Annotated in this window: 15 protein-coding genes, 3 tRNA genes and 2 pseudogenes; 9 read left to right on the forward strand and 11 right to left on the reverse strand. The window is 72.7% G+C overall.

The features are described 5' to 3' along the window. Positions 1 to 13: 13 nt before the first annotated feature. Both GA0070622_RS27065 and GA0070622_RS27070 read left to right on the forward strand, forming a co-directional pair. Positions 14 to 199 carry a DNA repair protein gene (locus GA0070622_RS27065; RefSeq protein ID WP_091584059.1) on the forward strand — a complete coding sequence of 62 codons (186 nt, stop codon included), beginning with the start codon at positions 14 to 16 and terminating at the stop codon, positions 197 to 199. A 102-nt stretch (positions 200 to 301) separates the two neighbouring features. Continuing rightward, positions 302 to 820 (forward strand): hypothetical protein, encoded by a 519-nt coding sequence (locus GA0070622_RS27070; protein WP_091580819.1) that lies wholly within the window; start codon positions 302 to 304, stop codon positions 818 to 820. A 49-nt stretch (positions 821 to 869) separates the two neighbouring features. Here GA0070622_RS27070 and GA0070622_RS27075 read toward each other — a convergent pair whose 3' ends face one another. Together GA0070622_RS27075 and GA0070622_RS27080 are read right to left on the reverse strand one after the other, a co-directional pair. After that, on the reverse strand, positions 870 to 1,607 hold the full coding sequence (locus GA0070622_RS27075; RefSeq protein ID WP_091580822.1) for a Clp protease N-terminal domain-containing protein: 738 nt from the start codon (positions 1,605 to 1,607) through the stop codon (positions 870 to 872). 112 nt (positions 1,608 to 1,719) lie between these two features. Then, positions 1,720 to 4,125, reverse strand: coding sequence for a ricin-type beta-trefoil lectin domain protein (locus GA0070622_RS27080; RefSeq protein ID WP_425412785.1), 2,406 nt, complete (start codon positions 4,123 to 4,125; stop codon positions 1,720 to 1,722). 216 nt (positions 4,126 to 4,341) lie between these two features. Between GA0070622_RS27080 and GA0070622_RS27085 the strand changes: the two genes are divergently transcribed. The 3 genes from GA0070622_RS27085 to GA0070622_RS27095 all read left to right on the forward strand — a co-directional run bounded on the left by GA0070622_RS27085 (position 4,342) and on the right by GA0070622_RS27095 (position 6,305). Further along, positions 4,342 to 4,698, forward strand: coding sequence for a VOC family protein (locus tag GA0070622_RS27085; protein ID WP_091584068.1), 357 nt, complete (start codon positions 4,342 to 4,344; stop codon positions 4,696 to 4,698). 63 nt (positions 4,699 to 4,761) lie between these two features. Continuing rightward, positions 4,762 to 5,259, forward strand: coding sequence for a SigE family RNA polymerase sigma factor (locus GA0070622_RS27090; RefSeq protein WP_091580825.1), 498 nt, complete (start codon positions 4,762 to 4,764; stop codon positions 5,257 to 5,259). Next, positions 5,259 to 6,305: a hypothetical protein gene (locus GA0070622_RS27095; protein WP_091580828.1), complete on the forward strand. Its 1,047-nt coding sequence runs from the start codon at positions 5,259 to 5,261 to the stop codon at positions 6,303 to 6,305. Before GA0070622_RS27090 ends, GA0070622_RS27095 begins: the two co-directional genes overlap by 1 nt. A 93-nt stretch (positions 6,306 to 6,398) precedes the next feature. Here the strand turns inward: GA0070622_RS27095 and GA0070622_RS27100 are convergent. Together GA0070622_RS27100 and GA0070622_RS27105 are read right to left on the reverse strand one after the other, a co-directional pair. Beyond that, positions 6,399 to 6,965, reverse strand: a pseudogene (locus GA0070622_RS27100) (kinase); the annotation flags it as partial. A 15-nt stretch (positions 6,966 to 6,980) separates the two neighbouring features. Further along, positions 6,981 to 7,643, reverse strand: a complete 663-nt coding sequence (locus GA0070622_RS27105) for a pentapeptide repeat-containing protein (protein WP_091580834.1) — start codon at positions 7,641 to 7,643, stop codon at positions 6,981 to 6,983. Between the two features lie 239 nt (positions 7,644 to 7,882). Between GA0070622_RS27105 and GA0070622_RS27110 the strand changes: the two genes are divergently transcribed. After that, positions 7,883 to 8,827: a phosphotransferase enzyme family protein gene (locus tag GA0070622_RS27110; protein WP_091580839.1), complete on the forward strand. Its 945-nt coding sequence runs from the start codon at positions 7,883 to 7,885 to the stop codon at positions 8,825 to 8,827. 72 nt (positions 8,828 to 8,899) lie between these two features. Here the strand turns inward: GA0070622_RS27110 and GA0070622_RS27115 are convergent. The 3 genes from GA0070622_RS27115 to GA0070622_RS27125 form a co-directional block, all read right to left on the reverse strand. Next, positions 8,900 to 8,975, reverse strand: a tRNA-Lys gene (locus tag GA0070622_RS27115). A 63-nt stretch (positions 8,976 to 9,038) separates the two neighbouring features. After that, positions 9,039 to 12,104, reverse strand: coding sequence for a VWD domain-containing protein (locus GA0070622_RS27120; RefSeq protein ID WP_091580843.1), 3,066 nt, complete (start codon positions 12,102 to 12,104; stop codon positions 9,039 to 9,041). A gap of 119 nt (positions 12,105 to 12,223) precedes the next feature. Then, positions 12,224 to 12,299, reverse strand: a tRNA-Lys gene (locus tag GA0070622_RS27125). A 187-nt stretch (positions 12,300 to 12,486) separates the two neighbouring features. Between GA0070622_RS27125 and GA0070622_RS27130 the strand changes: the two genes are divergently transcribed. Beyond that, positions 12,487 to 13,758, forward strand: a complete 1,272-nt coding sequence (locus tag GA0070622_RS27130; protein WP_091580846.1) for a L,D-transpeptidase — start codon at positions 12,487 to 12,489, stop codon at positions 13,756 to 13,758. 191 nt (positions 13,759 to 13,949) lie between these two features. After that, positions 13,950 to 15,254 (forward strand): L,D-transpeptidase, encoded by a 1,305-nt coding sequence (locus GA0070622_RS27135; protein ID WP_091580850.1) that lies wholly within the window; start codon positions 13,950 to 13,952, stop codon positions 15,252 to 15,254. Positions 15,255 to 15,374: 120 nt separating this feature from the next. Here the strand turns inward: GA0070622_RS27135 and GA0070622_RS27140 are convergent. Together GA0070622_RS27140 and orn are read right to left on the reverse strand one after the other, a co-directional pair. Next, a tRNA-His gene (locus tag GA0070622_RS27140) sits at positions 15,375 to 15,450 on the reverse strand. Between the two features lie 90 nt (positions 15,451 to 15,540). After that, a complete protein-coding gene (gene orn, locus GA0070622_RS27145; RefSeq protein WP_091580855.1) occupies positions 15,541 to 16,131 on the reverse strand; it encodes an oligoribonuclease in 591 nt (196 codons plus the stop codon). A gap of 73 nt (positions 16,132 to 16,204) precedes the next feature. Between orn and GA0070622_RS27150 the strand changes: the two genes are divergently transcribed. Further along, positions 16,205 to 17,464, forward strand: a complete 1,260-nt coding sequence (locus GA0070622_RS27150; RefSeq protein ID WP_091580858.1) for a glycosyltransferase 87 family protein — start codon at positions 16,205 to 16,207, stop codon at positions 17,462 to 17,464. 155 nt (positions 17,465 to 17,619) lie between these two features. On the opposite strand, the pseudogene GA0070622_RS33305 reads toward GA0070622_RS27150, so the two are convergent. Next, positions 17,620 to 17,892, reverse strand: a pseudogene (locus GA0070622_RS33305) (hypothetical protein); the annotation flags it as partial. A 656-nt stretch (positions 17,893 to 18,548) separates the two neighbouring features. Continuing rightward, entirely contained in the window at positions 18,549 to 19,280 is a 732-nt protein-coding gene (locus GA0070622_RS27160; protein WP_091580867.1) for a YcnI family copper-binding membrane protein, read from the reverse strand. Positions 19,281 to 19,290: the final 10 nt, after the last annotated feature.

A 19,290-nucleotide genomic window follows, 5' to 3' on the forward strand; every position in this document is an offset into this window, starting at 1 on the left:
GACGGTAGTGGTCATGCCGAATCATCCGAATGACCGATTCCAGCAGGACGCGGAGCAGAGCTGGCGGGCCGCCGACTCCGCCGGGCGGTTCCCGGCGCAGCCGGGCTACCGCGAGGCCCGCGACCGGGGACTCTCCTGGGCCGAGCTGAACACCCAGCCCGCCGACAGCTCCGCCTGGCGCGGCCTCACGACCCGCTGAGCGGGCCGCGACACACCGGACGGCGGAGGTCCGGGGCTTCGCACACCTGTGCGGTAGCGTCTTGTGGTCCGATTTCCGGCTACGACAGGAGAAGCTCCGCGCATGGGCAAGAAGACGATCCACGTCTCCGATTTCACCGGCCAGGTGCTGTCCCCCGACGACGAGGTGGTCAAGGTCGTCGTGCTGGAGCACCCGGACCTGGTCGCCGGGCCCGTGCAACTGGACGCCACCCCGGTCGACGTGGAGAGCATCGACGACGCGGCGCTGGACGTGGCCGTGGTGGAGATCCACGACCGGCACGGCGGCGGTGAGCCGCGCCGGGTGGTGCTGACCGCCAGCGAGTTCGACGCGATGGCCACCGACGTGCCGATGGCGCAGCTCCTGCGTACCGCCGAGCGGGTGAAGCCGCCGAAGGCCCGGCGGACCGCCGAGAAGATCGACTACGGCACCATCGAGCACGCCGGCCGGCCGCACCGTGGCCGGGTGACCGAGGAGGAGGCCCGGCTGGTCCGGGACCGCCTCGACGAGGTGAACAAGCGACTCGCCGACGCCGGCATCCGCCAGGTCGACCCCGCCGACCCGGAGCACGCCGCCCGCTACGGCTTCCCCACCGCCGACTGACCGATCGCGCGTCGGGCACGTGCCCCCGTGACACGTGCCCGACGCCGGGTCAGGCCCGCTTGCGCGTCAGCTCCGCCAGCGCGCCCTCCACCGCGGACTCCATCGCGTCCTTGCGCAGGCCGAGCCCGCCGAGCACACCCCCGTCGCTCTCCTCCTCCAGCAGGGCGAGCAGGATGTGCTCCGTACCGATGTAGTTGTGCCCCATCCGCAGCGCCTCCCGGAACGTCAGCTCCAGCACCTTCTTGGCGCGCGCGTCGTAGGGGATCAGGTCCGGGACCTGGTCGGCCCTCGCCGGCAGCGTCGCGGCGACGGCCTCCCGGAACATCTCCAGGGGTACGCCCTTCGCCACGATCAACGCGGCCGCCAGCCCGTCCGGCTCGGCGAGCAGCCCGAGCGCGACGTGCCCCGGGGTGATCTCGGCGTTGCCGGCGGCCCGCGCCTCCTCCTGCGAGGCCATCACCACGTTGCGGGCGCGCGGCGTGAACCGGCCGAACCCGGCGCTCGGGTCGAGCGCGGCGGCGGTCTCCACCTTGGCGGCGGAACGCTTCTGGGCGGCCTGCTTGCTCACCCCCATGCTGCGGCCGATCTCCGTCCACGAGGCGCCGGAACGGCGCGCCTGGTCGACGAAGTGCCCGATCAGGTGGTCGGCGACGTCGCCCAGGTGGTCGGCGACCAGGACCGCGTCGGCGAGCTGGTCGAGTGCGTTGGAACGGGTCTTCTTGATGCCCTCGATCAGCTCGTCGAGGCGCACCGGGTGGCTCATCGCGAGCGGTTCGGTCTCATCCATGCGTCAACCATAGGTTGACGCATGCCCGTCGTCAACCTCAGGTTGACGGGACGATCATGAGGTTGACGTCGCCCCTCCGGCCGCCAACCTCATGATCGGCACCTCGCGAGGGTCAGCCGCGGACCCACTGCTGGTTGCTGCCGCCGTTGCAGGTCCAGATCTGGACCGCGGTGCCGTTGGCGGTGCCCTGGCCGTTGACGTCCAGGCAGAGGCCCGAGGCGACGCCGACGATCGTGCCGTCGGCGTTGACCCGCCACTGCTGGTTGCCGCCGCCGGTGCAACTCATGATCCGCGCGCGGCTGCCCGACGCGGTGCCCGGCACGTCCAGGCACTTGTTGCCGTAGACGGTGAGCTGGTTGTTCGCGCCGAGCGTCCACCGCTGGTTCGCCCCGCCGTTGCAGTCCCAGATCTGCACCACCGCGCCGTCGGCCTGGCTGGCGCCGTTGACGTCCAGGCACCGGTTGGCGCTCGCGCTACGGATCTCCCCCGTCGGGCTGCCGGAACCGTCACCGGGGGTGATCGACAGGTTGTCGAACTGGGCGGTGACACCCTGGCCGGTGCCGTACCCGATCTGACCGGCGACCCAGGTCGAGTCCGACACCGAGCCGACCGCGGCGCCGTCGACGGACGCGGTGAGGGTGCTGCCGTCCAGCTTCAGCGCCAGGGTGTGCCAGCGGCCGGTGCCCAGGGCCGACGTTGCGCCGCTGGCCAGCGTGCGCCAGTCGCCGCTGGTGTTGTTGCTCCGGATGGACCAGGCGCCGCCGTCGGTGACCCGGAAGTAGTAGCCGTTGAGGTTCTGCGGGCCCTGGTGGTTGTAGGTGTTGGCGCGCCCGACGAGCTGGACGTAGCCGGGCTTCTCCAGCAGGACGTCCGAGGACACGGTGTAGTTGCGCCAGCTCAGGTCGCCGAGCAGGGCGTACGGCTCGGCCTGGCCGGAGGTCCAGTAGATCGGCGCCTGATCCGACATCTGGCGTACGCACTGCCCGGCGCGGCCGGCGGCGCACCCGGCGATCTCGAACGAGCCCTGCTGGTCCATCAGGTAGCGGGCCTGCCGGCCGGTGGCGTAGCTGTCGAAGGTGTCGGCGTACGGCAGCCGCAGGGTGCCCGCCGCCGGGCTGGTCGCCGTGCCCTTACCCTGCCCGCTGGTGGTGGTGATGCTGTAGACGTGGCCGGGCTGGACGGTGAGCGAGAAGCGCCCGCCGACCGGGGTGATGTCGCCGCCGCGGACGAAGTGGTCGGCGGGGTTGCTGGACCGGACGTTCGTCGACCACACCCGCACCACCCCGGTGGACAGCCCGCCGGTGACCGTGAGGTCGAGCGTCTGCGCCGCGCCGGCGTCCATGGTCTCGACGACGGTGCTCCAGTCGCTGGTGCTCGGCGACCTCAGCGAGACGTAGCTGCCGTTGTTGCGGTTGCCGCCGAGGTAGCCGCTGGATCCGTCGAGATAGCGCCAGCCCGGGGCGGTGAACTGCGTGGTCTGCGCCATCACCCACGCGCTGCGGCCGATGGAGTACGCGCCGGACCACGGCTGCTGGGCCACCGCCACGCCGGTGGTCGCCCACGGGATGTTCGGGGTGATGGCGGCGATGGCCGGCCAGTTGATGTAGCCGGTCATCCTGCCGTCGAGGTATCCCCGGTTGACGCCCCGGGCGAGCGCCGCCGCGCCGGCGTTGTAGTCGTCGGAGCCGTTCTCGCTCGCCCACAGCTGCTTGCCGGTCGAGATCGCGTTGGCGGAGCTGGGGCAACTGCTCTGGGCGCTGCGGTAGCCGCAGACGTAGTGGCTGCCGAAGACCTGCACGGCGTTGGCGAACGCCGGGTCGCGGAGCGACTCGTCGGCGGCGGCCCACCCGAAGTCGTCCGAGGCGACGATCTTCACGGCGCCGTAGCCACGGGAGTTGAGCGCGGCGCGCAGGTTCTTGTACCAGGTGGCGTTGTAGCCCTTCTCGTTCCACCCGCCGAGGTAGGAGATGGTCAGCCCGTGCGTGGCCGCGCAGTCCAGCCAGGCCACCAGGTAGTCGATCGAGTCGGTGGACCAGAAGTTGCCGTTGCCGATCCAGCCCGGCGCGCCCCAGACCAGCCCGGCCAGCGCGATGCTCGGGTTGCGCGTCCTGGCCTGCTCCATCAGCCACCACTCGTAGCCCCGGTTGCAGTTGATGCTGCCGCGGGTGTGCTCGTGGCTGGGCTCGGCGCCGGAGGTGGAGTTGGTGTCGCCGCCGATCTCCACCTTGAGCAGTTGCATGGCGGCCCCGTAGCCCGGTTTGAACAGGTAGTCGAGGAGATCGCTGCGCTGCGGCTCCGGATAGTCGATCAGCAGTCGGCTGTTGCCGCCGCCGCCGCTGACCGCGCCGACGCCGTCGAACGTGCGCCCGCCGGACGCGCCGTTGACGGTGATGGCGGTCGCCGCGCGCGCCGGCTCGGCGTGCCCGGTGAGCACGGCTGCCGCCGCCACCACCGCGACCACCGCCGCCGACACCGCCGTCCGCCACGCCCCGCGTCGTCGGCCCACTCTGTCGTCCACCTGGCTCGCCTCCCCGACTCCCTCGACATTGATCGTCACACTTCGATACGTTTCAGCGATGTTAACGTTCACACCAATCGACGGTCAACGACACGGGCGCTGCCCGCGCGGCACGACGGTCGATCATGAAGTTGGCGGCACGATCTGAGATCCACATCGCCGTCAACCTCATGATCGACGGTGGTGGTGGGTGGTGATGTCTGGCAGGGTCAGTGGGTGGCGAATGTCTGGTCAGGTGTCACCGTCGACTGCGTCGACCCCGAGCGGGTCGCCCGGTTCTGGAGCGTCCTGCTCGGCCGCGAGGCCGGCGCGTCGCAGGAAGGCTGGGTCTACCTCGGTGAGCGCGGCGACCCCCAACCGAGGCTGGTGTTCCAGCCGGTGCCCGGGCCTAGCGTCGGGAAGGTCCGGATCCACCTCGACGTCACGGTCGACGACCTCGACGAGGCGATGGCGACAGTGACGAGGCTCGGCGGTGGGTTCACCGGCGAGCGGCACGACCACGACGAGGGGGTCGTCGTCGTGATGACCGACCCGGAGGGCCACGAGTTCTGCCTCGTCGAGTATCGCGACTGACCCCGGGCACGAAATCCCGGACATGCTGTCTACGGGACGGCCGACCGCCGGCGTTAATAGGGGGTGACGTTCGAGGAGTACGCGTTCGCGCGCACCGCGGCGCTGGTGCGGCTCGCCCGGTTGCTGACCGGTGACGAGCACCGTGCGGAGGACCTGGTCCAGGACGTCCTCGCGAAGGCGTACGCCCACTGGGGGCGCATCTCCCGGACGGATCAGCCCGACGCGTACGTCCACCGGATGCTGGTCAACGCGAACCGCTCGTGGTGGCGCCGACGGAGCAGGCGGGAGATCTCCACCGACACGGCGATCGATCGGGTCGGCGGGGCGGACGAGGCCGCCGGCGTCGTGGAACGCGACGCGTTGTGGCGGCTCGTCCGTGACCTGCCGGTCAAACAGCGCACCGTGATCGTGCTGCGCTACTACGAGGATCTCGACGACGCGGCGATCGCCGAGATCCTGCAGTGTTCGACCGGCACGGTGCGCACGCATGCCAGGCGGGCTCTCCAGGCGCTGCGGAAGCGCCAGGACGCACCGGCGCCCGCACGGACGGGAGGAATGTGATGTCCACCGACCTCGATCAGCGCCTTGCCGCGATGCTCCGGCACCGGGCGGGCGGCGACGTCGATCCGACGCCGATCGTGGAGCACGCCCGCCGCCGCGGTCGTCACCTGCGACTGCGCCGCCAGGGTCTGATCGTCGGCGGCGCGGCGGCGGCCTGCGCCGCGCTCGCCGCAGTGGTCATGGTGGTGCCCACCGGCAGGGCGCCGGACACCGCGCCCCTGACGTCCGCGGCGCTGGCGCTGCCGGACGCGCCGGGCCGGCCCGGCGCCGTCGCGCGTCCCGAGGTGGTCGGCGCCGACCCCGGTGTGGTGCACTTCGCGGCCCCCACCCTGGTCGAGGATGCGGAGTACGCCACGTGGAGCACGGGACGCGGCGTCGAGAGCGTCGAGTTCCGGGGCCCGACCGGTCACGCCCGGTTCGCGCTGGCCCGCAGCGCCGCGACGCTGGACGGGCTGCGGCAGACGCTGTCGTCGGCGGGACGACCCCAGCAACGGACGGACGTGCGCGTCGAGGGCCGACCGGGAGTCGCCTGGTACGACCCGTCCGGCGACCGCCAGCTGTGGTTCGTCCGGTGGCAACCGGCCGACGGCCTCTGGGCCCAGCTCGACATCTACGCGGCCGGCCGCGACGCGGCGACGGGCGCGGCGAGTCGGGTCCGGTTCGACGGCGCCCACCGCTGCGTCGTGCCGTTCCGGCTGCGGTCGCTGCCGGCCGGGGCGCGGCTGCTGGAGTGCTCGGTCACGCTCGGCCATTCCGCGCGTGATCCCTTCCACGAAGGTTCACTCGTGGTCGGCGACGGATCCGGCCGCTGGCTGACGGTCCGGGCCCAACCCGCGCCGGGCGACGGGTCTCGGGCCGGCGACCTCGTCGCCGGGCCCTACCGGGCGCGCCGGCAGGGCAGCGACGTGCTGGAGATGCGGGTCGAGCCGTGCTTCGTCGAGGCGTTCCTCAAGGGCTGGGGACGCGGCTACACCGAGGCGGACGGCCTGGCCGTTCTCGGCGGATACCAACCGGCCCGCGACCTCGCCCGTCCGACGTCCTGGTGACGGTCAGGGTCGCCGCCGGACGTCCGCTGCGGCTTCCGCGCGAGGCCCGGCCGTCCCCGCCGGGCGTCCGTGATCGGCACGCTGCTGCGCCACGGGGACGGCAGGACGCGGAAGCGGGTCGTCGTCGCGTCCGGTCTGGGGCAGCCCGGCGGCCGCCGCGATCGCCTCGACGGCCTCGTCCAGCCCGGTGCTCTCGGGCAGGACGAGTTCGTCCGACCAGCCCAGGACGTCGTGGGCGGCGTACCAGCCGCGCATCTGCTCGGCGGTGAACTCACCGGCCTGTGGGCGCGTGAGGTGCCGGCGCAGGGTCTCGGGCAGGGACACGTCGAGGTAGCAGAACAGCGACCGCCCCCGGTGGCCGTCCCGCAGCGCCGTGAGCATGCTCCGGTGCCGGCCGGTGTGCAGGATGCCCTCCAGCACGACGTGGTAGCCGTGGTCCAACGCGAACCGTACGGTCTGCGCGATCAACGCCGGGGCCACGCCGCCGGGCTTGTCCCGTTCTCTCAGCACGATGCGGCGCAGGTAGTCCTGCTCCACCAGGGCGCAGCCCCGGCCGTGCCGGCGTCGGAGCTCGCGGGCGATGCTGCTCTTGCCGGAGCCGGAGTTGCCCCGGACGCAGACGAGAATCGTGTCCGGGCTTCCGGTGGGTTGAGCGACCACGACGCCTCCTCAGCTTCAATCTTTGCGCACGGTGAGGCCGAGGGCGGCGACGGTCAGCCGGGTGAGGTCAGGAAGCTGGTCCTCGCCGAGGGTGACGCCGCGCAGGTTGTCCAGCGGCGTCTTGAGGCCCTGGAGAAGGCTGCCCCGCAGGTCGGTCCCGTCGAGGTGACAGGAGTCCAGTTCCAGACCGGCGAGGTCACATGACCGCAGCGCGATGCGTGGCAGTCGGCAGGACGACCACGCGCCGTTGGCGAGAGTGCAGTCGGTGAAGGCGACCGAACCGGCGGCGGCGACGCGCTGGAGGGTGGCGTAGTCGAACCGGCAGCCGTCGAACAGGACGTCCTTGAGGCGTACGTCGGTGAGCCTGGCGCCGGTGAATCGGGAGCCGGTGATCGCACACCGTTCGATGGTGAGGCCGGTCAGGTGGGCGCCCGAGAAGTCCGCGCCGGTCACCTCGCAGCCGTAGAGGCCGCCCGCTTCCCAGGTGCACCCGCTCAGGTCCACGCCGCTGATCAGGCTGCTCCGAACGGAGGCGCCCGCAAGGTCGACGCCGCGCCACGCGGCACCCTCGACGAGGGCCTCGGTGAGGCCGTCGGTCAGGTCCGTGGTGGTGTCGAGGTCATCCGGTTGGAGGTCCGGTAGCAGGACCTTCACGTCGCCGATCGTGGTGGTACGCATGTGTCCTCAACCTGTGTGGGCGCGAGGTGGGCACGCCTGTCGGCGCCAACTCGCGTACCGGCACTCACCACGCCGTCTCGCGGGCCTCGCGCACGGTCGTACCGAGCACGGCGCGAGCCGCGCGATCTACGGCAGCCGCGTGATGCCGTTGATCCGTACGATGCCGATGGACTGATTCGTCACTCTGATGACGACGCACCGGTCGGAGGCGGACGGATGTCGAAGGCGGAGGGGGCACGGTGACCGGTGCGGCGCGTCCGCGGACAGCTGCGGTGATCGACCCCGAGGTGCGCGCGGGTTGGCGGCTGACGCCCGGGCCGGTGCTGGCGGACCGGGTGAGCGGCACCTGGGCGGCCACGAGAGACGGTGCCGAGCTGATCGTGAAGTTCTTCGACGACGCGACCTTTCCCGACTGGCGCTACGCGTTGCGGGTCGCTGCCGCGGTGCGCAGCCTGGGCTGGCCCACGCCGGAACCAATCGAGGAGCCGCTGACCCGCCCGCGCGGCGCCTGGGTGCTGTTCCGCCGGCTGCCCGGCCGGTCCGCGTCGCCGGCCGCGCAGGACCAGCCAGCCGAACGGCGCGCCCGGGGACGGTTGCTGGCGGAGTTCCACGCGAGCGCGGCGGCCACCGGCATCGGCGATCAGCGGGGCGGCTTCCACGCACCCGCCGACGTCGTCGCCGACCCCGAGTTGGAGCGCCTGCTGCGGCGCCACGAGGCAGCGAACCCGGTCCAGGGGGGCGTGCTGCGGCGCTGCCACGAAGCCGCGGTGTCGTGGTTCACCGACCATCCTGACCTGGACGCGCCGCGCAGCGTCATCCATGGCGACTTCACGCCGTGGAACCTGCTGTTCGACGACGGGCGGCTGACCGGCCTGCTCGACTTCGAGGCCACCCATCACACGTTCCAGGTGGCCGACTTCGCGCTCTCGTGGCGCGGCTACCAGGACGACGTGCTGCGAGGGTACGACGAGGTGCGGGCGCTGTCGGAGGTCGAGTGGCACCTCGTGCAGCCGACCTACTGGGCGTGGCTGTTCCTCGGCGTCAAGGACGCGCTGGCCGCTCACTACCGCGTCCCCTCCCTGACGAGCGAAGCGCCGGACCTGGAATGGCAGTTCACCCATGCCCGCAGGCGTTCTCCGCTGCTCGCCCGCCGGACCGGTGCGGTACCGCCCTTGTCCGGCTGACACCACCCCCCACCAGCGGACACGAAGAAGGCCCTGACCCGGTGTGAACCACCAGGTCAGGGCCTTACTCGTTGGTGCGCCGCCAGGGACTCGAACCCCGAACCCGCGGATTAAGAGTCCGCTGCTCTGCCAGTTGAGCTAGCGGCGCTCACCGACAACGGGACGAGACGTTAGCACGCCCCCGCGCCGCCCCCGAACGGCAGGGGTGGCGTCACCGCACCGCCAGCGTGACCTGCCCGGTCGCGGCCCCGGACGGGTCGACCAGCAGCGTGTACGTGCCGGAGGACGGCAGCACTGTCGGCGCGATGTCGCCGGCCCCGTTGATCACGCAGCCGGTGGCGAGCGTGCCGCCGTCCGGGGCGCGCAGCACCAGCACGCCGCACTGGTCGGGCAGGGTGGCAGCGGTCGCGGTCACCGTCACCGAGGCGCCGGCCGGGGCGGTGAACCGGTAGCCGGTGACCGCGCCGGGCCGGTCCACGACGGCGACCACCGGCGGCCCGCCGAGCGCGGTCGTCGCGTTCCGGTCGCGGCCGGTGACCAGGCGCAGGGTGGCGGTGCCGGTGCCGCGTTCCACCGGGTCGACGACCACGGTGTACGTGCCGTCGGCGGGCAGGACGGTGCCGTCGACCTCGCCGACGCCGTTGATCACGCAGCCGCTGCGCAGCAGTTGCCCGTCGGCGTCGCGCAGCTCCAGCGGCGAGCACTGGTCGGTCAGCGTGCTCTCGGGCACCTCGACGTAGACCCGCTCCCCCTCGGCGCCGGTGAACCGGTAGCGGGCCCGGGCGCCGGGCTGCCCGATCGAGGCGGTCACCGCCGGGCCGTTGGGTTGCAGCGTGCCGCCGCTGTCCTTCGCCATGTAGACCCGGACGGCGGCGCGGCCGGTGTCGCCGGGGGCGGCGGTGACGCGCAGCGCGTACGTGCCGGTGGTGGTGAGGTCGACGCGGTCGACGTACCCGACGCCTCTGATGACGCAGCCGCTCGCGATCTCCCGCCCGTCCGGGGCGACGAGCAGGTACGGCGAGCAGCGGTCGGCCATGCCGGGCGCGGTGACGTCGACGAAGACGGCGTCGCCGGCGCGGCCGGGGAACGTCAGCGGCTCGCCGCCGGGGGTCAGACTGGCGGTGGCGACGGGCACGGCGGTGATGGGCGTGCCGGCCGGCGGGACGACCCGCTCGGTGGTGGCGCCGGCAACGGCGAACTCGGGTCGCCCGCTGACGGCGACGTCGAAGACGCACTCGGCGAGCTGCGCCGGTGAGGTGATGCCGGCCCAGCGGCAGACCTGCTCGGCGGACGCGCGGCGGGCCGGGTCGAGGTCGCCGACGGTCACCTCCCGCTCGGGGAAGGCCCGGTCGGTGAAGGTGGCGGTGTTCTCGCCGTCGGCGTAGGGGAACAGCGAGCGGTCGGCGGTGATCCGCCAGCTGTCCGCGTACGCGGGGTAGAGCTTCCCGAACGGCACCGGCTGGGTCAGCGGGGCACCGGAGGCGGGTGCGATGTCGTCGGCGGGGTCGCCGTCGAAGTCACCGAGCAGGCCGCGCACCTTCCCGGCCCGGCCGTCGGCGAGCCGGACCAGCACCCGGTAGCCGTAGCGGCCGATCTGGTCCACCGCGGCGGCGGATCCGTCCGGCCACGCCAGGTCGTACCCGTCGGTGGGGCCGGTGTCGGACGGGCGGCGGGTGAGGCTGCCGCCGCCGGGCAGGTCGGTGCGCTCCGGCGGCGTGGCCGACGGCGCGCCGTCGACGTGCACGCGGGTGCCGCCGTCGGTGAGGGTGAGCGCGACCCGGTGGTCGCCGAGCCGGAACGCGACCGCGGAGTTGACCGAGGCGGTCCGCGTACCGGCCATCGGCGCCTGCCGGACCTGCACCTCCAGCGGGTCGCCGGCGGTCGAGGCGACGAGGGTGAACTCGCCGACGGCCTGGAAGTCGTAGGCGACCCGGTCGAAGGTGACCAGGTGCGGGTCGCCGTTGCTGCCCCCGCAGTCCGCCCCGTCCTCGCAGAGCTTGACCGGCCCCTTCGGCGGGGGTGTCTTCTTCGCCGGCTTCTTGCACTCGTCGAGGCTCTTCGGCAGTGGCTTCCCGTCGTACTCCTGGCGCGGCGGCAGGCCCTTCGCCGCCCGGTAGCGGTTCTCCGCGAGCGTGGCCTTCACCTCGGCGGTGCGGATCTTGGTGCTCCCGCAGTCGCCCTGCGGGACCGCGCCCCGGGAGATGTCGTCGGCGTGGTTCAGCTCGTGGTAGAGCGCGGCGCAGGGGTCCCGGGCCACGCCGTCGCCGTACGGGTCGGTGGAGGTCGGGTTCCAGGTGACCGTGGACGACCCCTTGCCGTCGCTGCTCTCCGGCGTCTCGAACGCGCCGGAGCCGCCCGGCGTGGGGATGATCCGCACCCGGGGGCTCTTCTTGTCCGTGAGCCGGGGCAGCAGGCCGGACGGGTCGCCGCCGGGCTGCGCGAACCCGGCCAGGCAGCCGTCGACGAGGGCCTGGAAGTCGACGCCGGGGATCGGCACGCCGGCGGTCGGGTCGACCGAGTAGTCGGCCCGCGCCGGGCGGGACCCGCCGCCGACCAGCGCGCCGACCGCCACGAGCAGCAGGACCGCCGCGGCGGCGGTCGGCCGACGGCGGCGGCGCAGGAACAGGACGACCAGCGCGGCGACGAGCAGCGCCAGCAGCAGCGCGCCGAGGGCCGGCCAGAGCCAGCGCCGGCCGGGGCCGGGCCCGTCGCCGACGGTGAAGGTCGCGGTCCGCAGCGCTGTCGCGCCCGGGCAGAGGTTCGTCGCGCCCGTGATCGGGACTGTCACGTAGCCGGCCGTGACCTCGTACCGGCCGGGGGCGCCGACCGGCCAGAGCGTGTCCAGGCCGCCGCCGTCCGAGGTGGCCGCCACCGAGCGGAGCGCGACGTCGCCGCCGGACAGACGGACGCCGGTGAGGGTGACGGTGCCGGTCGCGCCCGGCTCCACCGTGGTCAGGCCGGCGGTCGCGGCGGCCCCGATGCCGTCGTCGTGGAAGCTGCGGGCCAGCGCCGGGGTGACGTCGCGCCCGTCCCGGCGTACCCCGGTCACCTGGACCGTGCCGACGGCGCGGGTGGGCAGCGCGCAGGCCGCACCGGTGGCGTTGGTGACGGTGAGGTCCAGGCGGACCTGGTCGCCGGCGCGGTAGTCCGCAGCGCCCGGCCGCAGGGCCAGGCCGAGGCCGCCGTCGGCGGGCGCCGCGGCGGCGCCCACGGCCCCGGCCACCAGGGCGGTCACCAGTACGGGGAGCGCTGTCGCGAGTCGCGCCGTCCACCTCATGGTGGGGACTGTAGGGGCGGAGCGGGCGGATTCCCGTGCTCTGTCGGGGACCGGTCGTTCCTGCTCGTCGCGGGAGACGAAGAAGTCCCGACCTGATGATCAGATCGGGACCTGCTCGTTGGTGCGCCGCCAGGGACTCGAACCCCGAACCCGCGGATTAAGAGTCCGCTGCTCTGCCAGTTGAGCTAGCGGCGCTCGCTGACAACGGGAAGAACCTTAGCATGCCCGCTGAGGCGGGTCCCAATCCGATACCGGGCTCCACCCTTCGGTCGAGCTTAACCGGCAAAAATGCCCAAAACACCCGACCGGCACGGTACCGGGGCGGGTCCGATGGCGTCGATGGGGCACGATGTCCGCCAGGCACGCTACGACAGGGGTGGGCATGGGCAGGTTCGCGCGGGCCGGGGCGATGGTGGGCGCCCTGGTCCTCACGGCGTCGCTGGCACTGACCGGGTGCGGCGGCGACGAGGAGAAGCCGGCGTTCGTGCCCGGCCAGCAGCAGGTCGGCGGGGTCTCGTCGAGCGCGCCGGATCCGAGCGCCGCGCCGAGCGACGCCGCCGACGCGGCGCCGCCGCTGACCGTGAGCCCCGCCGACGGGGCGACCGGACGGCCGGTCAGCAGCGAGATCAGCGCCCGGATCCCGGGCGGGGGCACGGTGTCGAAGGTCGTGCTCACCACCGCCGACGGCGCCACCGTCGCCGGGCGGATGCGACGCGACGGCTCCAGCTGGGTGCCGTCCACCGCGCTGAAGTACGCCACCAAGTACACCGCCACGGTCACCGGGACCGGCAAGGACGGCGCGCCCCACCAGGGCACCAGCACGTTCACCACGATGGCCAAGCCCAAGTCCATGATCGGCTCCGGCCTCTACCTGTTCAGCGACAAGACCTACGGTGTGGCCATGCCCGTGGTCGCCGAGTTCTCCCCCGGCATCCCGAAGAAGGACCGGGCCGCGGTGCAGAAGCGGATGTTCGTGCAGACCGACCCGCCGCAGCCGGGCGCCTGGCACTGGGTCGGCAACGGCACCCAGGCCTACTACCGCGCCCCGGAGTACTGGAAGACCGGCACCACGCTCACCGTCCGGCTGGCGCTGGCCGGGATCCCGCTGAGCAACGGGAAGTACGGCAACATCGACCGGAGCGCCACGGCCAAGATCGGCCGGGCGTTCGAGATGTCGGTCGACAACGCGACCAAGCGGATGACCGTCTCCGAGAACGGCGCGGTGATCCGCACGCTGCCGGTGAGCCTGGGCAAGAAGAGCACCCCGTCCTCCAGCGGCACCATGGTGGTGATGGAGAAGAAGGAGTCGACCGTCTTCGACACCCGGGACGAGCCGGACCCGAACAACCAGTACGTGACGAAGATCGACTTTGCCCAGCGGCTCACCTGGGGCGGCGAGTACATCCACGCGGCCCCGTGGTCGGAGGGGGTGCAGGGACGCCGGAACGTGTCGCACGGCTGTGTCAACGTGTCGATGGCGGACGGTCGGTGGCTGTTCGGCAAGACGCTGATCGGTGATCCGATCACGGTGAAGGGCACCGAGCGGCAGCTGGCCCCGGGCAACGGGTGGACGGCGTGGAGCATGAGCTGGTCGCGCTTCGTCGAGGGCAGCGCCCTGCCGGTGCCGAAGGGCGGGCAGCCGGAGCCGTTCTGACCGGCGTAACGTGGTCGGACGCACCGTCGCGCGCGGCCAGCCGGAGACGGCTCCCCGAGGTCAGCGCCGGGTGACAACAGAATCGTTACACCGTCGCCAGGGTGTTCCGCTTCACTCCCGGCAACGGGTCACCGTTCCGGTGCGTCTGACCAGAGACGATGGGGACCGGGCATCACACTTGTGAGGGAAACATGCGAGCTGGCCAGGACGAACTGATCCGGGGCGGAACCGCCCGGCGCGGCGGGCGCCGCGCGCTCGCGGCCGTGGTGCTCGCCGCCGCCATGGCCCTGACCTCCGCCTGCACCGGTGGCGGTGACGACGGGTCGTCGAGCTGGCAGGGCGGCGGCGACGGCGGCGAGAAGGCCCCGAAGGCGGCGGCCACCATCAGCGAGCCGGCCGCCGACGCCAAGGACGTCCCCGCCTCCACCGCCGTCACCTTCACCACCACCGAGGCGCAGGAAACCAGCGTCGAGGTGAAGGACTCGACCGGCAAGGCCGTCGAGGGCGAGATGGCGGCGGACGGGAAGAGCTGGCTGCCCGCCGGCGCCCTGGACTACGGGCAGACCTACACCGCGACCGTGACCGCGACCGGCGACGACGGCAAGGCGGCCACCGCCACCAGCACGTTCACCACCATGGCCAAGCCGTCCAAGCAGATCCGGGTCAGCAGCTTCCTCGGTGACAACCAGGTCGTCGGCGTGGGCATGCCGCTGATCGTGAAGTTCGGCCGGGCGATCCCGGAGGACTACCGGGACGACATGCAGCGCCGGATGACGGTCACCGCCAAGCCGGCCCAGGAGGGCGTCTGGCACTGGGTGAGCCCCACCGAGGTGCGCTACCGGCCCAAGACGTTCTGGAAGGCCAACAGCACGGTCTCCTACAAGGTGCAGGCGGGCGGGCTGCCGCTCGGCGACGGCTGGTACGGCCGCTCCGACCTCACCGTCGACGTCAAGATCGGCCCGGCGTTCGTGATGACCGTGGACAACCGCACCAAGCGGATGACCGTCACCAAGGACGGCAAGGCGGTCAAGACGATCCTGGTCAGCCTGGGCAAGAAGAGCACCCCGTCGTCCAGCGGCACGATGGTGGTGATCGAGAAGCTCCGCCACACCGTCTTCGACACGATGGAGGAGCTGGGCCCGGAGGAGGGCTACCGCACCGAGATCGACTACGCCCAGCGGCTCACCTGGGGCGGCGAGTTCATCCACGCCGCGCCCTGGTCCGAGGGCGTGCAGGGCCGCACGAACGTGTCGCACGGCTGCGTCAACGTCTCGATGAAGGACGGCAACTGGCTGTTCGCCAACACCCGCATCGGTGACCCGATCACGGTCAAGGGCACCGAGCGCAAGCTCCAGAACGGCAACGGCTGGACCGACTGGAACATGAGCTGGGACGAGTACGTCAAGGGCAGCGCCCTGCCGTACGAGCCGCCGGCGGAGCCGGGCGACGACACCAGCCCGTCCGCCGAGACGCCGAGCCCGCAGCCGACCGCCTGACCGACGCCGCCGAGCGGCCCGTCCCCGACCCGGGGCGGGCCGCTCGCCGTTTCCGGGGGTGTGGCCCCGCCGGTCCCCGCACACGACGAAGCCCCCTCCCGGAGGAGGGGGCTTCGGCACTGGGGTGACTGATGGGAATTGAACCCACGACAACCGGGACCACAACCCGGTGCTCTGCCAACTGAGCTACAGCCACCATGCTCGCCGCTCCGGTCGACCCGGGCGGTGCGCGGACTAATAATAGCCACACCCCGGCCGACCCCGTCCACCGGGTTCGGCCCGGGCGTCAGAGCTGCGCGGCGATCGCCTTCGCGGTCTCCACGTCCGGCCCCGGCAGCGGCACGAACACGGTCCGCCGGTAGTACTCCAGCTCGCGGATGCTCTCCCGGATGTCGGCCAGCGCCCGGTGGGCCAGGCCCTTCTGCGGCTGGCCGAAGTACACCCGGGGGTACCAGCGCCGGCACAGCTCCTTGATCGACGAGACGTCGATCATCCGGTAGTGCAGGTGGGCGTCGAGCCGGGTCATGTCCCGGGCCAGGAAGCCACGGTCGGTGGCGATCGAGTTGCCGCACAGCGGCGCGGTACGCGGATCCTTCACATAGCTGGTCACGTAGTCGAGCACCATGTCCTCGGCCTCGGCCAGGGTGACCGTGGAGCGGCGTACCTCCTCGGTCAGGCCGGACTTGGCGTGCATGGTCCGCACGATCTCCGGCATGCCCTCCAGCGCCGCGTCGTCGGCGTGGATCACCACGTCGACGCCTTCGCCGAGCACGTTCAGGTCCGGGTCGGTGACGAGCGCGGCGACCTCGATGAGGGCGTCCCGACGCAGGTCCAGCCCGGTCATCTCACAGTCGATCCAGACGAGAAGATCAGCCACCGGGACAGACTACGCGCCGCCGACCCGCCCGCGCCTCGGCACCGGGGGCCAGGTGGACCGCTAGGGTTTCCCCGTGCCAGCCGAATCCGTCGCCCCGCCCGCCGTCTCCCAGGACGACGCGGGCGGACGCACGGCCCGGCGGGTGGTCGCCGTGCTGGCGCTGGTCGCGATCCTGCCGGCGCTCTACCTGCGCAACCTGCGCCACGACTACTTCGACCAGAAGATCTACATGTCGGCGATGGACTGGTGGGCGGCCGGGCACCCGCTCTACGACTACGTCCAGCCGGACCGGGTGCAGGGCGAGCTCTACTTCACCTATCCGCCGCTCGCCGCGTTGCTCCTGGCGCCGTTCTCGTACCTGCGGCTCGGGGTGGCGATCGCCACCTTCGCGGTGCTGACCGCAGTTGCCGTGGTGGTGACCACACGCTGGCTGGTGCTGCCGGTACTGCGGCGGCACGACCTGCCGCGCGGGTTCGGCCTGACCGTCGCCGTGCTGCTGGTGCTGGCGGTGGAGAGCACCCGGGAGACGCTCACGCTCGGGCAGATCAACATGCTGCTCGTGGTGCTGGTCCTGGCCGACCTGCTGTTCGCCGTACCGCAGGGGCGGCGCTGGGCCGGCGTGGGCGTGGGACTGGCGGCGGCGCTCAAGCTCTTCCCCGGCATCTTCGTGCTCTACCTGCTGGCCACCCGGCGGTGGCGGGCGGCGGCGGTGGCGACGGCGACCGCGGCGGCGGCCACGCTGCTGGCCGCCGCGGTCGTGCCGGGCGACTCGTGGCGGTTCTGGACCCACGAGCTGTGGACCACCGACCGGGTGGGCCGCACCGACTACACCGGCAACCAGTCCCTGTTCGGACTGCTCAGCCGCCTGAGCGCGTCGGCCGAGCCGGACCGGCTGCCGTGGCTGCTGCTCGTGCTGGTGGTGGCCGGATTCGGCCTGTGGCGGGCCGCGCGCGCGGCCCGGGCGGGGGACGCGCTGGTGGGTCTCACGCTGACCGGTCTGGTGGGCGGGCTGGTCAGCCCGATCACCTGGATCCACCATCTGTACTGGTTCGTCCCCGCCGTGGTGGTGCTCGTCGACGCGGCGCTGGACGCCGATCCGGCGACGCCCGCCGGGGCGCGCCGTCGCGGCGGCCTGCTCGCGCTGGCCGCCGGCGTCGGCCTGCCGATCGTGTACGGGTTGGTGACGTTCCAGGACTGGGGCACCGCGATCGTGCACACGGACGATCCGGTCGACTTCGTCGTCCGCAATCTCTACGTGCTGCTCAGCCTGCTGCTGCTCGCGGTGCTGCCGATCCGCCGGGGCCGCGACGACGCATCCGAAAATTCGGACTGACCGGACAGACCTCGCGTCTGGGCCGGTTCGGCGCTAATCTTGTCCCAACTACCTCAGGTTTCTCCCAGGTAGCACCGAATTCCCCCGGTGACGGTGGCCCTCCGCGTCGGCAGCGCGGAGGGCCATCCGCCGTCCAGGGCTCACTCCTCGGCCGGCGGCGCGCCGACGGCGACCAGTTGCCGCCGGGGCAGTGGCGGCGGGGCCGGCTGCCGGCCCAGCCCGCTCAACGAGCTGACCCCGAGCCGCCCGGCCAGCACCGGAACCTGGTCCGGCTCGACCACGAAGACGACCTCGCGCGGCCGGCTCGGGCGCAGCAACAGCACCGCGGCAAGGACCACCAGCAGCGTCCCGCCGGCCAGCAGCGCCCACACCACCCCGGGGAACCAGCCGGCCCGCGCCTCGCCCCACATCTCCAGGTCGAGCCCGGCCGCGCCGTCCGAGCGCATCACCACCAGGCTCAGCGACCGGTCGGCGAAGTCGGCCGGGCTCCACTCCAGCGAGCCGACGCCCTGGCGTACCCAGAAGGGCTGGCCGAGCGGGACGGCGTCGGCGACGCCCGCGGTGGCAGGGTCGAGACCGACCGGGAGCGGGCCCCGGGTCACCGCGACGCGTCGCACGGTGCTGTGCGGGACGTCGGCCAGCCACCGTCGCACCTGGTCGGTCGGGGCGAGGCCGAGGAACGCCGGACCGCCGGCGTCCCGCGCGGTGAGGCGCAGCCGGGCCTGCCCGGTCCGGACGATCGGGAGGTCGGCGCGGAGCATCGCGTCCACATCGGTGACCACCACCGCGCGGGCGGGCGTGCGGACCGGCTCGAAGCGGGCGGAGAAGCCGCCGTCCGGGTCCGCGTGCCGCGCGGCGATCCCGAGCCCGGCGCCCGCCACCAGCACCGCGACCCCCACTGCCAGTGCCAGCATGCCGGCGATCGTGCGTACGAAACGCATTCGCGTCGTCCCTCTCGGTAGCCAACTACCCGGCCGACCTTACCGACGCCGGTGGCGCGATCTGCGGATATCCGCCGCACCCACCCCGGGACGGCAACCGGCCCGGCGGACACGATCCGCCGGGCCGGTGACTGTCGCCGTGCTCAGGACGTCTCGGTGGGCTCCCGCCGGGTACGCGCGAACGCCAGCCCGCCGAGGACCAGGCCGGCCAGGCCGGCGACGAGGCCGGCGACCCCGAGCGCGGTACCCGCGCCCGAGTCGTCGTCGTCATCGTCGTCGTCCGCGGCGGCGGCCGCCGCCGGCGCGCTCGCGCCGGGGGACGCGGACGCCGCGGCGGCCAGCGTGAGCACCGGGGCCGGGTTCTCCGGCTCCTCCGCGCCCGGCGTCGGCTCCTCGATCCAGCGGGAGACGTTGCCGTCGGAGTAGGTCTGCAGCACCTTGAACACCATGGTGTCCACCTGCGGCAGCGGCCCCATCGACACCGGGAACTCCTGGAACTCGCCCGGCTTGACGCCGCCGCCCTGCGCCGCGGTGAAGGTGAGCTTGGAGACCGCCTCGGTGAGCTGGCTGCCGTGCACCTCGATCGGCGGGTCGACCTTGCGCTTCTCCACCGCCACCGTCCAGCCCGGCACCGGCATGGTCGAGACGGAACCCACCGGCGCGTTCGCCGGCAGGTTCACCTCGACCTTGACCGTCGACGCCGTGTCGCTCTCGTTCGGCACCCGGAACGCGAACCGACCGTAGCCGCCCTGCGTACCCTCCTTCGGGTTGACTGTGACGTGCGCCGAGGCCGGCCCGGCCAGGCCGAGGACGGCGGTGGTGACAGCGGCGAGAGTCAGCGCGGCGGCGGTCGCGGGACGCCGGAGACGGATCATCAGAGGGAAC

This window comes from Micromonospora sediminicola, from assembly GCF_900089585.1.
Taxonomy (GTDB): domain Bacteria; phylum Actinomycetota; class Actinomycetes; order Mycobacteriales; family Micromonosporaceae; genus Micromonospora; species Micromonospora sediminicola.